Source organism: Sorangium sp. So ce295, assembly GCF_051527405.1.
Lineage (GTDB): Bacteria > Myxococcota_A > Polyangia > Polyangiales > Polyangiaceae > Sorangium > Sorangium cellulosum_B.
The window spans coordinates 10,066,911-10,081,226 of sequence record NZ_CP150324.1 but is presented as its reverse complement, the minus strand read 5'-3'; the positions used below and the strand labels follow the sequence as shown (position 1 = coordinate 10,081,226).

Here is a 14,316-nt window from a genome sequence, read left to right as displayed (position 1 = left end):
GGGGGACGCCGAAAAGACCCCGATCCGGGGTGTGCGAGGGTTGGCCTGCGCCCCGGAGCAGCGGGGCTCCGGGGCCCGATGGATCTGGAGTTCCACCAGCTCGATGTTGCGCTACGAAGAGCGTCGCAGCAGCAGCCCGGTGCGGGATCGGCGCCTGTTCTCGTCGCTCGCGGAGGTCGGACAGCAGGTGCCGATCGTCGTGGTGAGCCTGGCCTCGTCCGAGCAGCCCCTGGTGATCGACGGCTACAAGCGGGTGCGGCTGCTTCGTCGCTTGGGGCAGGACGCAGTGCGGGCAACGGCGTGGGCTCTGGGCCAGGCGGATGCGCTGTTGCTCAAGCGGATGCTGCGCGTGGGCGACGCGGACAACGCGCTCGAGCTGGGCTGGTTTCTGCGCGAGCTGGGGGAGCGATTCGGCCTCAGCGGGGAGGACCTGAGCAAGCGATTCGGCCGGACGCCGAGCTGGGTGAGCCGGCGTCTATCGCTGGTGGAGGAGCTGCCCGAGTCGGTGCAGGCGCGCGTGCGCGCGGGCACGCTCGGAGCGCACGCGGCCATGAAATGCCTGGTGCCCTTAGCGCGCGCCAACCGGGCTGACGGCGAGCGGCTCGCGGACGCGGTGGCGTCTCTGCTGCTGACGACGCGGCAGGTGGCGATCGTGCACGCCGCGTGGCTCGGCGCGAATGCCGAATTAAGACGGCCACGACCCGCGGGCGATCGCGCGAGCGCTCGGGATCTCGCGCGGCCCGGTCAAGGAGGTGCTCGCGGCGGGCACCGCGGACGTGCCCGAGATCGCGCGCGCCGAGAAGGCCGAGCCGTATCGCGAGCAGCGCCTGGAGCTCGTGCCGCGGTGCAAGCACAACCGCGTCCGCGTGCACGAGGAGCTCGTCGCCGCCGGCGCGAAGCTCTCGACGCGCGGGTGACCGTGCCCGAGCACCGCCCGCCGCGCAGCCAGAAGGTCTTCGCGCGCGACGCGCCGTCCCCCGAGGAGCGCGAGCTTTCGCGCGGCGGCGACGAGGTGATCGCGCTTGTCGCGCTGCTCAAGCGGCACGGCCGGTCGCTGCGCACCCTGCGCAGGCTGGCGATCAGGATGCGTGACTACCCGTGCGAGCTGCTGCTCGCCGCGGTGCGGATCGCGACGCACCACGGGCTCGACGACATAGATCGGCGCGAGAGCCTGGTGCTGCGCCGCGTCGCCCGCGACTTCTTTCCGCTGCCGCCCGAGGCCGAACGAGCTCGGCTCGGCGGCGCTCGAGCCGAGCTCGACGCCTATTCTTTACCCAGAAGCGCGAGGATCTTGTCGCGCAGCTCGCGCTTGACCCGCTGCCGGTTCAGGTCGTCTTCGTAACCGGCTGCGACAGGTGACACCTTGATGACCCCTTTAATCATCATGAGAGCGCCGATGGTTCGCTCGGCCTCATGGTCGTCCGAGTCGCGCCGGAAGTGCACAACCAGGCCTTTGATGCTCATTGCGACCCCGCTCTCCGGGCGAAGTTCTCGATGGTTACCCGAAGCCCCATGATGTCGCGCAGCGCACCGATGGCCTTTGTTCGTCGCTTGTAGAGCGTAGAGAGAGGTAGCCCCGCGTCTTCTGCCACCCGGGCCATCGGGATCCCATCCAGATCGTGTGCCACGAGAACAAAGCGCAGCTGCGGATCGAGCTCGTTCACCGCATCGATGACGTCCGATCTGACGCTGTCAGATTCCATCGCAGAAGCGGCATCTGGTGCTGGATCGGCCACATCGATGAAATCGACTAGCTCCTCCCTTCGGTGCTGCATACGCTCGCGATAGTGCGAGGCAATGTGTACGGTGATCGCGTTCAACCAGCGTTCCGGTCTTCCACGCTTCGGATCGAACGTGGGCCAGCTCTCCCAGGCGTTGAGCCAGACTTGGCCTGCGACGTCGGTACGATGGCACGGTGGGACCCCCAGCCTCCCCAGCCAGCGCAGCACGGCGCGGACCACCGCCGGGCAAAACAGGCGCGCGCACGCGGCGGCGCGCTCGTCTTCATTCGACGGACGATCCATGGCTTCACCGTCCCCCGCGAGCAATCGCCCGTAATCTGATGATGCCGCGTGTCCGCACACATGCGGCACCGGCTCGAGGACTTCCCCGTAGGCGTCCGCGACCAAAGGATGACGTCAGCCGTAGCTGCTCAGTTCCCGGAGCGGTGGCATGGTCGCCAGCAGGCTCCTGATGGCGTGTAGCTGCGAGGCGCGGCGGCGCTCATCCATGGCTCCCTGGTCCCGGAAGTGTCGTGTTCAGCGGAGATCGCTCTGCTTCCTCCCAATCGGCCCCGTTGGGGGAGCTCGCCCCCCCCCCTTCGTCGCGCTGTACCGGGAAGCTCGTCAGCGTGGCTGGTCCTCCCCCGCTTCCGCGGACGGGGAGCGGCGACCTAAGGCACGGCTGTGGAGGCGGTGGGAGCTTCGCGCGCGGGCTCCTGGCCGCAAGCTCGGGAGACGGCACCACAGGCGGAGGAACGTCGAGCGCGCGGGCAGGTATCGTGGGCGGAGTCGGCGGCGCCGAGCTCTCGCGCTTGGTCAAGGCCTCGCCGACCTGGATCACCACAGTCTCCTCGGCGTCCGTCGGGTGGTCGTCGTGCAGCCGCCAGAGGCGCTCCCAGTACCGAGCAGGCGTGCCGGTGAAGGCCTCCAACTGCCGAGCAAGACCGGGTGTCATAGGAAGCTCGCTCCTCAGCAGCCGCTCCACCTCCCGCGGCTCCAACCCGGTGCTCTCGGCCAGCTTTCTCCTCCACGAAGGCATCGTCGCGCAGAACGACTCGAGGACCCTTCCTGGCCACGGGACGGGGCGCGCGCGAGCGTCTGTCAGCCCTGCGAGCGCCGCATCGACGTGACAGTCCAGAAGTCGCCGGTATCGGTCACGCTCCCCCGCTGCCTGCTCCTTCGCATCGGTCAGGGCTGCCTCGTCGTCGTCATGCGCGTGCTCGCGCGCTTCGCGAAGCCCGCGCTCTCGTCCCAGCGCTTCGCGCGCGGTGACCGCGAAGCCGATCGCGACGCACGCGATCATCGCGAGCCCGAGCGGCGACACGAGCCACATCGCACCCAGCATGTCTTCCATGATCTTTCGCCTCCTGGACGTGAGCGTTCTTGTCCGACACAAGGCGGATCTCGGCCTTGCGCCGCGCGAAAGCAGCACCGTTGTCCCCGCCTGCCGAGTTGTTGATGGGTAGCCGACGATTCAGCGAAGCTGTCTGAACAGTTCTTCGCGCTCGGCGGCGAGCCGCCCTCGCGGGAACTGTCGCGCGTGGGCCTCGAGCAGCCGGCGAGCCTCGACGTCGGCCATGACGTCGTTGGCCTCGATGGCCCTCCGCGCCTGGTCGACCAGGCTCCTCTCGACCTCGCTGGCGGTCGCTCGAACGGCGCTCGCCGGAGGCGCGGCCCGGTGACTTGTCGCCTTCGCGTCCGAGGGCGCGGGCGCGCCGATCGCCATCGCTTCGTCGTGCGCGCTTCCGTGTTCCGTGCGCGACGAGATCTCGTGCGCGATCGCCGCGGCGGGCGCCGCTGCGTCCGGCGCCCCGTCTCCGCCGGCGGGACCCGCGGCGCTGTGGGCGCCACCTCGCGCGGGGGGCGCCACGGCGTCCCGCTCCGCGGGCGCGGTGGCAGGGGCGCGGACCGCCGCCGCCCCGGTCCACGATTCCAGGCCGGGCAAGGGCGGCACGGCGGAGACGAGCGCGCCCGTCAGCAGGACGAGCGCGGCCTGAACGAGGATCCTCATGCCGAAACGGCGCAGGGAGGCCACCCACGACGCGCGGCGGCCGAACCCCAACGCGACCGGCACGCACGCGCTGTCGTCCCATCCATGAGAGCGCTGCCGCGCCCGCCGCCGTCCGCCCTGCACCTCGAGTTCCTCGAGCGCCCGCCGGTGTCGCGTCTTCACGGTGTCGAGCGGGATCCCCTGCTCGGCGGCGATCTGGGCGAGCGGGATGTCCTCGAGGTCGTGCTTGATCACGAGATCCCGGTACTTGGGCTCGAGTTGGTCGATCAGCTCCCGGGCGAGCTTTTCCCGCTGCCGTCTCCGGAGCAACTCTTCCGGCGTGAGGCACTCATCTCGGATCTCGCACTGATCGAACGACGTCAGTATCTCGCCGCGGCCACGCGCGTCACGGACGTGATTGCGCGCATGGTTGACGGCGATCGTGACGCGGTACGGCCCCGGGTCGCCGCCAGGTTCGATCCGCTTGTCGGCGTCCAACCCCCGCAGCAGCGCTTCCTGGGCGACGTCCTCGGCGTCTCGCGCCGGGACACCGTGGCGCCTGGCCAGGCGCCGGAAGAGCTCGAAGCCGAGGGAGACGGTCGCTGGCTTGGCCACGGTAAGCAGCACACCTGAGGCGGCCCAAAGGGTTCAGAAAATTGAGTGGAGGAGCAACTTCGGTCGGATAGTGTGCCCATTTGTGGCTGCATGGACCACATCCGGCCGGGCCTGGCGGATGGATGAACGCATTCCGTCATCCGACCGCCAATTCTCGCCAAAACCGCCGAGACGTGGCGGTTTCCTGCCGGTTGACGCCGAGCAGCCGGCGTCAGTACCGTCGCTGGATGCGTTCCACTGCGCATTCGCTCTCGATTCTGCTCATGATTGGGGCTGCAACAGGCTTCCCGAACTCGTCCAGCGCGGACGATATCCATCCGAAGGCGGGACCGAGCGACGGGTCGACGGTGAAAGAGCATGTTCGCCGTGGTCGGAGAGCGCGCAAGGCCGGGCTGTGGACCGAGGCATATGCTGCCTATAAGGCGGCTTTCGAGGCCGCAGACGCGGCGACCAGCACCGAGGTGGAGCGCGCGGAGCTCGCGGGCGAGCTCGGCCTTTGCGAGCTTGCGCTGCACAAGTACCGTGATGCGGCCGAGCACCTGGCCAGGAGCCTCGAACAGCGCGAGGCGTTGCCAGAAGCGCTCCAGCAGCGATTCGAGGCAGGGCAGCGCAACGCAGCGCCGCACGTCGCGCGGCTCGTGCTCGGCGTCGATCCGCCCGACGCCGAGGTGCTCATCGACGGCAAGCGCATCGGCCGGACCGCGCGGACCTACACGCTGTTCTTCGAGCCAGGCCAACACATGGTGCGGGGCCGTGCACCGGGCTGCAAGGACGCGCTTCATTACTTTCGCGCCGTGGCAGGCGCGGAGCACGAGTTCACGATGCCGTTGCTGTGTGCGGCGGCGAGCGGCACCAAGGAGGCGAGCAGCGCCAAGGGGACCGCGACTGCGACGCCGACTCCCGTGCGCGCTTTGCCCGCTCCGCGCGGGCAGGCCCTCAGCCCGTGGGCTTCCTGGCCGGGGACGCTGCGTGTCGTGGGAATCACGCTCGCGACGGGCACCGTATCGACAGGCGCCATCCTCATGATCAGCGCCAGCAAGCTCGACCAGGATATGAGCGCTCGAAGGGACCAGCTCAAGAGCGACCCAAGCGCGAGCTCGTCCATGTGCTGGCAAGCGCCAGCGCGTTCGCCGTGCGGCGAGCTGCGGCGCCTGCGCGATGCGCGCAATCTGTCCGACCGAGTGGGCACGGCCCTCGTCATCACGGGCGGTGTGATCGGCGCGGCCACCGCCGCGTCCTTCTTCACCGACTTCTCCTTCCTGGGCCGCACGCCAGCTCAGGATCGGGTCAATGTATCGCCCGTCGTGACCGGGCACGAGACGGGCGTGAGCATCGAGGGGGTGTGGTGACCATGCCGGGTAGCGAGGGGATGCGGCCACAGGAAGGCCGAAGAGCGTTGGCCGCCGCCGCTGCTGTCGTGGTCTGTGCGTGGGGAGCGAGCAGCACGCTGCTAGCTTGCACTTCGTACCGCGACGATTGCTGGGAAGTGATGGAATGCGCCCCTGCGCCTGAGCCGACTCTCTGTGATGGCGACCCGTCGACGACAATGGCGTTGGACGAGTGCGGCGTATTCGTCAGCCCGTTGTCGGGTGACGACAGGAGCCCTGGCACGAAGGACGCACCGGTGAAGACCCTGCAACACGCGATCGGGATCGCCGCGAGCGGACGAGGCAACGGCGAGGCGGCGACCCGGCGCGTGTATGCGTGCGGCGGGCTGTTCGAGGAGGAGATCACGCTGCCTTCCGGGGTCGACCTCTGGGGCAGCCGCTTCTGTGACGACGACGGTGATTGGTCGTATGAGGGGTCGTTTGGCGGACCGGATCACCCGACAATCATCGCTCCGCCGGGGGGGATCCCGCTGCGGGTCCTCGGGGTGAAGGATGCGGAACTCGCGGGGGACGACGCGGAGTCTGTGATCTTCGGCGTGCGCGTCGAGGCGGCCGATGCGTCCGCGGACGATGGCAAGTCGTCGATCGCGATGATCCTGAGCTCCAGCGCCAGGGCGATCGTGCGGGACAGCAAGATCATCGCGGGCAACGGCAAGGACGGGGAGCCCGGAGAGGACGCGCGCAGCGAACCGGCCAACGGCGGCGTGCGGGGGAACGACGGCGCGGACGCCTGCACCGCGGACTTCGCGAAAGGTGCTCTCCCCGTCGTGACGGTGTGCGACGACGGCATCGAGTCGACGGGCGGACCTGGGGGCTACGGCGACATTGAATCGGGGGGCGATGGCGCGGCGGGGCAGCCGGTGCCCGCGGAGAATCCAGAAGGCAAGGGCCTTGGAGGCACTGGCGCGGGGAGCGAGGGTTGCCATGATGGCGAAGACGGGATGGACGGCCTTGATGGCGGTCGCGCAGCCGGCGCGTTGGGCATAGGCCAGCTCAGCATCGATGGCTGGATCGGCGTCCGGGGTGAGGACGGGAAGAAGGGCGGCGTCGGCCAGGGGGGCGGCGGCGGCGGCGGCAGCAAATCGCGAGGCGAGATGATGGCGTGCCCGGCGGGCCGACCTCAGGCCGGGGCGGCCGGCGGCTCGGGAGGAGGCGGGGGCTGCGGCGGCCAGGGAGGCAAGGGCGGCGGCTATGGCGGGGCGAGCATCGGCATCATGGCGTTGCAGGGCAGCGCGCTGACGCTCGAGCGCACGGAGGTGTTTGCGGGCAACGGCGGCGGCGGTGGGGTTGGCGGGACGGGCCAACCGGGGGGCGTTGGGCATGGGGGCGGTTGGGGTGGAGTCGGCTATAACAACATGTGGGACGGCTGCCGAGGTGGCGGGGGAGGCAATGGCGGCCGCGGAGGCGATGCCGGAGGTGGCCTCGGCGGCCCTTCGTATGGCGTCGCGTCCGTCGGCGCCTACGTGGCCTTCGGTCCGGACGCCCCTGCAACGGCCGGAAGAGGTGGGGATGGGGGTCTCGCCGGCAATGCAGCGCCTGATGACCATGTCGGGAAGGGCCTGCAAGGCGACTCCATGCCTTACCGTCAATTCGAAGTCCCCGATCCCCCACCGCCCCATTGAATGTCCCCCCATGCACGACACGACTTCGAGGGAGAACGATGCGAACCACAAGAGCGATCTATCTGTCCCCCGCGCTGCTCCTCGTCGCGGCCGGCTGCGGCACCGCACCGGGTCCCAACGAGCCGGGCGGAACGGGCTGCGACGGTACCTCGTCGTGTCAGGGTGACGCGCCGCCAGAGTCGTTCTGTCTCGAGCGCCTCGCCGTGGACGTGTGGGAGGATGGCTGCGGGGTGTTCGTGGCCGGCGTTTGGGGCGACGGCGACGACGCGAACCCGGGTACGAAGAAGCGGCCCGTGCGCACGTTGCAGCGCGCCGTGGAGCTCGCGCGTGCCGCACGAGGGCGCGTGTTCGCATGCGCCGACGGCTTCTTCGGGCCCCTCGATCTGCCTTCCGGCGTGGATCTCATCGGCGGCTTCAGCTGCATCGACTGGAAGCGGATGCCCCGCTTCGCGCCCTCGATCCTTCAGATTTCAGCTACCGACGGCATCGCTCTGACCGTCGTACCGGCGAGCGCCGGAGATACGGGAGCCGCGGACGGGGTATCGACGATCGTCGACATGCGGTTCCGGTCGGGCGGCCCGATCGGAGTGCTCGTGCAATCCGGCACGGTCGTGGAGCTCGTCCGGGGCGAGGTTCGCACGTCGTACGGATGGGCAGGTCACGATGGGGAGGAATGGGGCGGGCTCAATCGCGCAGCGGACGGACCGGATGGCCTGTACGGCGGCGATGCGTGCTCGGCAGACACCGTCCCCGGCGGCTCGGCGATGGTGAATCCGTGCGACGGTGGAACCCCGAGCGTTGGCGGCAAGGGAGGCGACGGGCTTCCCGACGGCGCGGAGGACGGGGATGACGGGGAGCCGATGCCAACTCCAGACGCCGCGCACGCTGGCCGGGGAGGAGGCGGGGACGTGCCAGGCGTCCATTGCAACGGTGGAAACAACGGGATTTCCGGCATGTACGGCGCCGTCGGCGCCGCGGGTCAGGGCATCGGGCGTATCACCGAGACAGGCTGGGAGGCCGAGTGGGCAGGCGACGGCGGCAGGGGGATGCCAGGTCAAGGCGGCGGAGGCGGCGGGGGCCGGCGAGGCGAACTCGCGGTGTGTGGCGTGACGACCAAGGGAGGCGCCGGCGGCGGCTCGGGAGGCGCCGGCGGCTGCGGCGGCAGGGGCGGGCGCGGGGGCGAAAACGGGCACCCGACCATCGGCATCGTCGCGCTCCATGCCAAGCTGACGCTGCGCGATAGCGTCGTCACGACCATCGACGCGGGCCCAGGCGGCGACGGCGGGGAGCCCGAAGACGGCGGCAAAGCGGGGCGAGGCGCGTTAGGCGGCGCGGTGGGGGACGGTACGTGGTCCTGTGAGGGTGGCAACGGCGGCCGAGGGGGCGACGGCGGCTACGGCGGCCCCGGGCGCGGCGGCGACTCGATCGGCATCGCCTACCTCGACGAGGACCAGCTCACGCTGGAGGGCGTCACCTACGAGCTCGGTCCGCCAGGCAAGGGCGGCATCAGCTGGGACTGGTCGGGCAAGACGATCACGGGGGAGGATGGCATCAAGGTCGAGACACTGCGCTTTTCTGAATAACTGCATTGAAGCTTACCGCAGCGAGCTATCGGGCTCGATAGAACCGGGCGCGAAGGTCGAAGGTCACGTCGGCGAGCTCGGCCCGCTGTGGAGGGTTCGAGCCCGGTCCGCTGCGCTTCATACTCTGCCAGACCGCTTGGGGTGTCGGTGAGTGTCGAGGTTGAGAGCATCACCGGCCTACCATGCGTCTGAAAAAAGGCAATCGTATAGCCTGGCCTCTCCCAAACGTCGTAGATTGGTCGCCACGTCCGGCACGACCACGTTGCCGATCTCCGGCGGCATGTGCTCGTATCCCCATGTCGCTTCAATCTCTTGGGCGATCCCTGCAGCGTACGGCTGCTCATCGGGTGATAGCTCAAAGGAGATGACCTGCCGCGTGGGTTTATCTTCCATCGAAGGTGGTTCAACAAGCTCGGGCTTGATCAGCTTGATCAGCTTGCCAACCCAGGCGGGTAGGATGTAGGCCGTATCATGGACGAAGATCGTGACGGCACGAGGTGGCGTCGCGCGGAGCGACTTCTGGCTCTCGATCCCCTCGAGATCATCAACGAGGCGCGAGCTGTAGACGGTGTAATAAGGGACCAGGAAGCTTACCCTGAATTCGATTGCATGTCGGTGTCCTCCGGTGACCTTCGGAAGATAGAGAGAACCGGAATAACAGCCGTCGTGGCTTCCCATCGCGAGATGAGCTGAAAAATTGTCGACCTCGTTCTCAGGGAACTGCTCACGCAGGCGCCGCAACATGCCAAGCCACCGTTCGCAATCGGCGCTGGCTCGGCGACGGGCGTCCACCAGCCGTCGATCCTCTTCTGTTTGCACGCGACCAAGATCCTCGTACGGAACTCGCCGAGGGTAGTAGCGATATACGACGTCGAACAACTCCTCGACCCCGTGCTTCATGGCTGTGTGACTCTGGACCCGGCCACGCGCTTGCGGAGGCTGATGTCCATCTCGTCCTTTAACATGGTACAGTAGATTCCTCGCGGAATAGTGGGGTTTGCCCTCATTATTTTACGCGAAGCTTTGGTCGCCACGTCGGCACTGATGCGCGCGGCCTCGCCCGCTGGAATCTGCCCCTGATCTTTGTTTCGCAGCGGCATCCCGAACGTCATCTGTGGACATTCCCAGAACTCCGGATATATCTCGACCCACCGCTTGACCTTCAGACTGACGGTGGCTTTTTGCCAGCCTCCCGATTCGCCTGTTCCGTCGTCGGGGATCGTTGTAACGAAACTGAAGATGGCTGGCGAGAAGCCGTTCACTCCGGCTGGCGGACACTTCGAACTGCAGATGTCGCTACAGAATACGTAAGTCTGGCCGTCTCCGACGGTGTCACCGGGGCCTGAGCATGTGCCATTTGTCGGACTCTCCGAGCTATCTCTCGGGCGCTCTTCTTCCTCTTCGTCTGAGCTATCCGTCTTGTTGCACTGGATCTCTTGCTCTCCGGCGCCTTGCCGTTCTCCCGATGGCGCATCACCGAAGTCACCGGCTGCGCTGGAGCTGAAGACCGGAACGGGTTCCGAACCTGGCCCCGCACCTGCGCCCGAGGTCCATTCCTCGCGAGGGTAGCAGTCTCCCACCGTCCAGTTGCATGCCGCCAACACCCAGATTGCGATAGAGACGATGAGAAACAGGCTCTTTCTTGAGCTCATCTGGAACTCCATCGCATCACGGGGCCGGCAACGACAACGACGGATGTGTAGCCTGGTAGAACAAGACTTCTTCCGTCGATCCAGTCCAGATTGGCGCTCGCCGATATTCCCAGCGGCCCCGCGATGTACGCGCTTGCTTGCGCATGTCCGCCTACCGCCATCCCGGCAACCTGTCCACACAAGGTGCTTCCGCACGCTGGCATGAAGTAGAGCGCAACCGATGGGCCCAAGCCAATGTCGCCATCCCTCCAGCTATATCCAAGGGCAACGGAGGTGTGATTGTAAACGCCGGGTCCGCCTATCTGGATTGGAGGCACGACGCTGCACAGATCATGAACCTTCAACAGGAGGTTCTTTTCAAGGTGCCACGATATCCCAACATGCGGGCCTACCGCGAAGCGCGGCGCAGTGCCAGCCTGGATCCAGCCGAGACTTACACCGGCGCTCAGCTCTGATGCCTCTGCCTGCGTCGAAGCGACACCGAGCACGAGAGCGAACATCGCCGCCGATGCGACCCGTCCGCGTTCCGTTCTCATCGGTTACTTCCCCCTTTGGTACCGCCCGGAGAACCTGGCGATGCAACCAATTCTTCTGATGGCAGGATTGGGCGTCAAATGCAACCTGGAGGAGGATATCCCAATGGACATGGGTCATACCGTCCAGAGCGTGGGCCACTGCGCAGCTGTCCGCGGCGCCAGCGTTCGTCAGGCTGCTGTCACTGGCGGTCTGTCCACGTGGCCGTGAGAGCGCACGGACGGCGTGCGCCTGGGCTGCACGACGTCGCCCGCATGCCAGCGCCACGAGCGAGCGCGACCCGCCGCGACGCCCTGGGCGGGCCGCCGCCGCCGTTGACGGCGCGCCTGTCGGTGATCATCGCGTCCCGCGTCGGGTCGGTGAAGATCGCGGCCACGAGATCGCCGGCGTTCACCGTTCACCTGCCACGTCGCAGGGTCATGGGGCCACCCCGTCGCAGGGTCATGGGGCCAGGGGGAGACACCGTGATCGGTCTCGACCATGCCCGAGACCGCGAAGCGTGTCGAGGTCCCCGGAGCCGGGCGCGCAGCGACCGGCGACGTCTCTCTTTTCGCAGGGTCATGGGGCCACCCAGGCCCCCGGTAGATCCCGGCAGGGTCCGCGACGCTCAGGAGCAGGCAGGTTCGCCCCGCCCCCAGCAACACCAGCGGTCCCATCGACGAGGGTGGGCGAGGCACGCCGCTCGGAGCGAGGGGTCAGAGGCGCGGCCCCAGGCTCGACGTCCTCGCCGGGGCCGCAGCGGTCATCGCCGCCTGCCGCGTGGGTGGGTGGGCGGCTTGCTGCGCGCGGGCACCAGCGCGGCCGTGGTGCTCTCGTCGAGCTTCGGCTTGAGCCGCGGTCTGTACGACTCCCCGTCGATGATGAAGTCGAACGCCGCGTTCTTGAACCGATCGACGGCGCTCTGCGCGAGCAGCACGTCGTCGAACATCGCGAGCCACTCAGCCGTGTCGCGATTGCTCGTGACGATCATCGAAGCGTTGCCTGTGCGTTCGAGGAAGAGCTGGTACACGTCGCGGCTCTCTTCCTTGTTCATCGCCTCGAGCGCGAAGTCGTCGAGGATGAGCAGGTCGACGGTCGTGAGCGCGACCATCTCGGCGTCGCGTGAGTTGTCGAGTCTGCTCTGGCGCAGCCTGCGCAGCATCGCGTCCGCGCGCAAGAAGCGCACGCTGTAGCCGTGCTGGCACGCGAGGTGTCCGAGCGCGTTCGCGAGGTAGGTCTTGCCCACGCCGACAGAGCCGAGGATGACGATGTGCTTGTGCTCTTCGAGGAAGCGTAGGCTCGTGAACCCGCCGAGCAGACGCTTGTCGAAGCTGACCTTCGCGGTCTTGTCCCAGAGCTCCAGGCGCATGGCCGGGTCGAGCCCGGCGTCGCGTACGCGGCTCTCCGTCGCGCTGGCCTCGCGGCGCGCGATCTCGTCGGTGAGCAGCATGAGCAACAGCTCCTCGTGTCCCATCGACTGCTTCTCGGCGACCAGGAGACGCTCGCGCAGCGTCGCCGCGATGCGGCCGAGACGAAGGCGCTTGAGCGCTGTGATGAGCGCAGGGTCGACATCGCTCGAGCTCATCACGAGTCCTCCTTGGTCGCGGCAGCCGCCGGCATGCGCGTCGCGAAGTGCTCCGTGCTGCGCGCGAACCGCGGCGCGGGCAGCGCAACGACCGTGCGCTGCCCCGTGGACGGTGACGCCGGCGTCTTCGCCGTCTCGAGCATGCGCGCCACGCGCTGCACGTCGATGACATCAAACGCGAGCGCGCTCTGGCAGATCGCCTCGACACGCCCATTACCGAACTTCTTGCACAGACGCAGCAGCGCGTAGACCAGCCGCATGCGCGTCCAGGGCAATGGCACCGCGAGCAGTCGCTCAGCGTAGACGCCGACGTGCACTCCGCACGTCTTCGCGCTCGCGATGAGCGAGGCGACGTCGCGCACCGCTGCGACGTCCTTGCCCATGGGGTAGTCGCTCGGATCGGTGGAACGCTTGCCCGGCGCGACGCGCGCGTGCACTTTCACGAGCTCCGTACCGGCGTAGATTCTCACCGACGCGCTGTCGGCGCGGACGCGCACCGTGCTGCCGACGTAGCGGGTGGGCACGCTGTAGAGCGACCGGAGCACCTGCACGTGATGATCGGGGTGCACCTTCGCGTCGGTCCAGTACGGCACGTCGAACGGTGCTGCCGGCGCCGGCTTCATGGCGCTCCTCTCGCGCGCCTCGAACACCTCGCGCGGTACCTCGCGCGTCGTGCCGTGGACGCGCGCGCCGGCAACGTCGCGGCACCACCGCTCAGCCGACACGCGCGCGTCGTCGAGGCTCGTGAACGATTCGCCGTCGAACCAGCTCTCCCGCACGTAGGCGACCTGATTCTCGACACGCGCCTTGTCTCTCGGCGACCGGACACGCGCGGCATCGACGAACAGCCCGCGCGTCTGCGCGTAGTCGAGGAAGGCTGGCACGAGCACGGGGGCAAGCTCGTCGGCGCGCAGCACGATGGCTTTCATGTTGTCCGGGATGATCACGCGCGCCATCGCGTCGAAGAACCGCCACGCGGCATCCAGGCCCGCGCACACCGCCACGGTGGTCTGCTCGAACGACGGCCACACGAACTGGTAGCGGCTGTACACGAGCGTCACCACGAGCACCCACAGATTGCGAGCTCGCTGCGTCGCAGGATCGAACAGCCTGCCCATGAGGCCGAAATCGACCTGCGCGACCTCGCCGGGCTCGGTATCAGCGACACGAACCGTCGGCGTCTTCTTGCGCCACGCGAGCTCCTCCTTGGCGAAGCGCCAGAGCGTGTCGTAGCTCGCCGTGACGCCGTGGTCGCGCTGGAGCAGCGTGTGGATTTTCCGCAGCTTCAGCGGGCGAGATTGAGCGAGCCAGGCCTCGATACGCACGCGATGCGCGTCGATCTGCTTCCTCTCGTCGCTCGCGTCGGGCACCGGGCGCGCCTGCACGCGCTGGGCGATCGCGTGAATCTCCTCGTCCGTCGGCTCGCGGTCGAGTGGCAGTGGCAGCGTCGCTGCGGCCTCGAAGTACCTGCCGACCGTCTTGCGATCGAACCCCGTCTCGCGCGCCACCTGACGCGCGCTTTGCCCCGCCGCACGACGGCGGAGCATTTCCTTGATGTCAACCATGATCAGCTCTCGGTAGGGCATCGGGCTCCTTCCGACGGCGACCCGCGCCGTCATCGGAAGGAGCCCGTCTCAGATCCCGACC

General features: G+C 68.0%; 12 protein-coding genes. 5 read left to right on the top strand and 7 right to left on the bottom strand.

The window, feature by feature from the left end; genetic code table 11:
• Positions 1-103 precede the first annotated feature (103 nt).
• Positions 104-1,342 (top strand): ParB/RepB/Spo0J family partition protein, encoded by a 1,239-nt coding sequence (locus WMF11_RS38215; protein ID WP_437974289.1) that lies wholly within the window; start codon positions 104-106, stop codon positions 1,340-1,342.
• Positions 1,343-1,460: 118 nt separating this feature from the next.
• Here WMF11_RS38215 and WMF11_RS38210 read toward each other — a convergent pair whose 3' ends face one another.
• The 3 genes from WMF11_RS38210 to WMF11_RS38200 all read right to left on the bottom strand — a co-directional run bounded on the left by WMF11_RS38210 (position 1,461) and on the right by WMF11_RS38200 (position 4,326).
• Positions 1,461-2,024, bottom strand: coding sequence for a sigma-70 family RNA polymerase sigma factor (locus WMF11_RS38210; RefSeq protein ID WP_437974288.1), 564 nt, complete (start codon positions 2,022-2,024; stop codon positions 1,461-1,463).
• Between the two features lie 199 nt (positions 2,025-2,223).
• Positions 2,224-3,075, bottom strand: a complete 852-nt coding sequence (locus WMF11_RS38205) for a helix-turn-helix transcriptional regulator (RefSeq protein ID WP_437974287.1) — start codon at positions 3,073-3,075, stop codon at positions 2,224-2,226.
• Positions 3,076-3,195: 120 nt separating this feature from the next.
• The gene (locus tag WMF11_RS38200; RefSeq protein ID WP_437974286.1) at positions 3,196-4,326 is read right to left on the bottom strand and encodes an RNA polymerase sigma factor; all 1,131 of its coding nucleotides are present in this window, start codon (positions 4,324-4,326) and stop codon (positions 3,196-3,198) included.
• A 122-nt stretch (positions 4,327-4,448) separates the two neighbouring features.
• On the opposite strand from WMF11_RS38200, the gene WMF11_RS38195 reads away from it, so the two are divergent.
• Genes WMF11_RS38195 through WMF11_RS38185 form a run of 3 tightly spaced genes read left to right on the top strand, consistent with a single transcriptional unit; the run spans position 4,449 to position 8,919 of the window.
• Positions 4,449-5,675 carry a hypothetical protein gene (locus tag WMF11_RS38195; RefSeq protein ID WP_437974285.1) on the top strand — a complete coding sequence of 409 codons (1,227 nt, stop codon included), beginning with the start codon at positions 4,449-4,451 and terminating at the stop codon, positions 5,673-5,675.
• A 20-nt stretch (positions 5,676-5,695) separates the two neighbouring features.
• Positions 5,696-7,336, top strand: a complete 1,641-nt coding sequence (locus WMF11_RS38190; protein WP_437979376.1) for a hypothetical protein — start codon at positions 5,696-5,698, stop codon at positions 7,334-7,336.
• Between the two features lie 38 nt (positions 7,337-7,374).
• On the top strand, positions 7,375-8,919 hold the full coding sequence (locus WMF11_RS38185; protein ID WP_437974284.1) for a hypothetical protein: 1,545 nt from the start codon (positions 7,375-7,377) through the stop codon (positions 8,917-8,919).
• A gap of 177 nt (positions 8,920-9,096) precedes the next feature.
• Here WMF11_RS38185 and WMF11_RS38180 read toward each other — a convergent pair whose 3' ends face one another.
• Positions 9,097-9,819 (bottom strand): hypothetical protein, encoded by a 723-nt coding sequence (locus WMF11_RS38180; RefSeq protein ID WP_437974283.1) that lies wholly within the window; start codon positions 9,817-9,819, stop codon positions 9,097-9,099.
• Positions 9,816-10,571, bottom strand: a complete 756-nt coding sequence (locus WMF11_RS38175) for a hypothetical protein (RefSeq protein ID WP_437974282.1) — start codon at positions 10,569-10,571, stop codon at positions 9,816-9,818. Before WMF11_RS38175 ends, WMF11_RS38180 begins: the two co-directional genes overlap by 4 nt.
• A gap of 143 nt (positions 10,572-10,714) precedes the next feature.
• On the opposite strand from WMF11_RS38175, the gene WMF11_RS38170 reads away from it, so the two are divergent.
• Positions 10,715-11,026: a hypothetical protein gene (locus tag WMF11_RS38170; protein WP_437974281.1), complete on the top strand. Its 312-nt coding sequence runs from the start codon at positions 10,715-10,717 to the stop codon at positions 11,024-11,026.
• 821 nt (positions 11,027-11,847) lie between these two features.
• On the opposite strand, the gene WMF11_RS38165 is transcribed toward WMF11_RS38170, so the two are convergent.
• On the bottom strand, positions 11,848-12,669 hold the full coding sequence (locus WMF11_RS38165; protein ID WP_437743789.1) for an ATP-binding protein: 822 nt from the start codon (positions 12,667-12,669) through the stop codon (positions 11,848-11,850).
• Positions 12,669-14,255, bottom strand: a complete 1,587-nt coding sequence (istA, locus tag WMF11_RS38160) for an IS21 family transposase (RefSeq protein ID WP_437974280.1) — start codon at positions 14,253-14,255, stop codon at positions 12,669-12,671. Before istA ends, WMF11_RS38165 begins: the two co-directional genes overlap by 1 nt.
• Positions 14,256-14,316 lie beyond the last annotated feature (61 nt).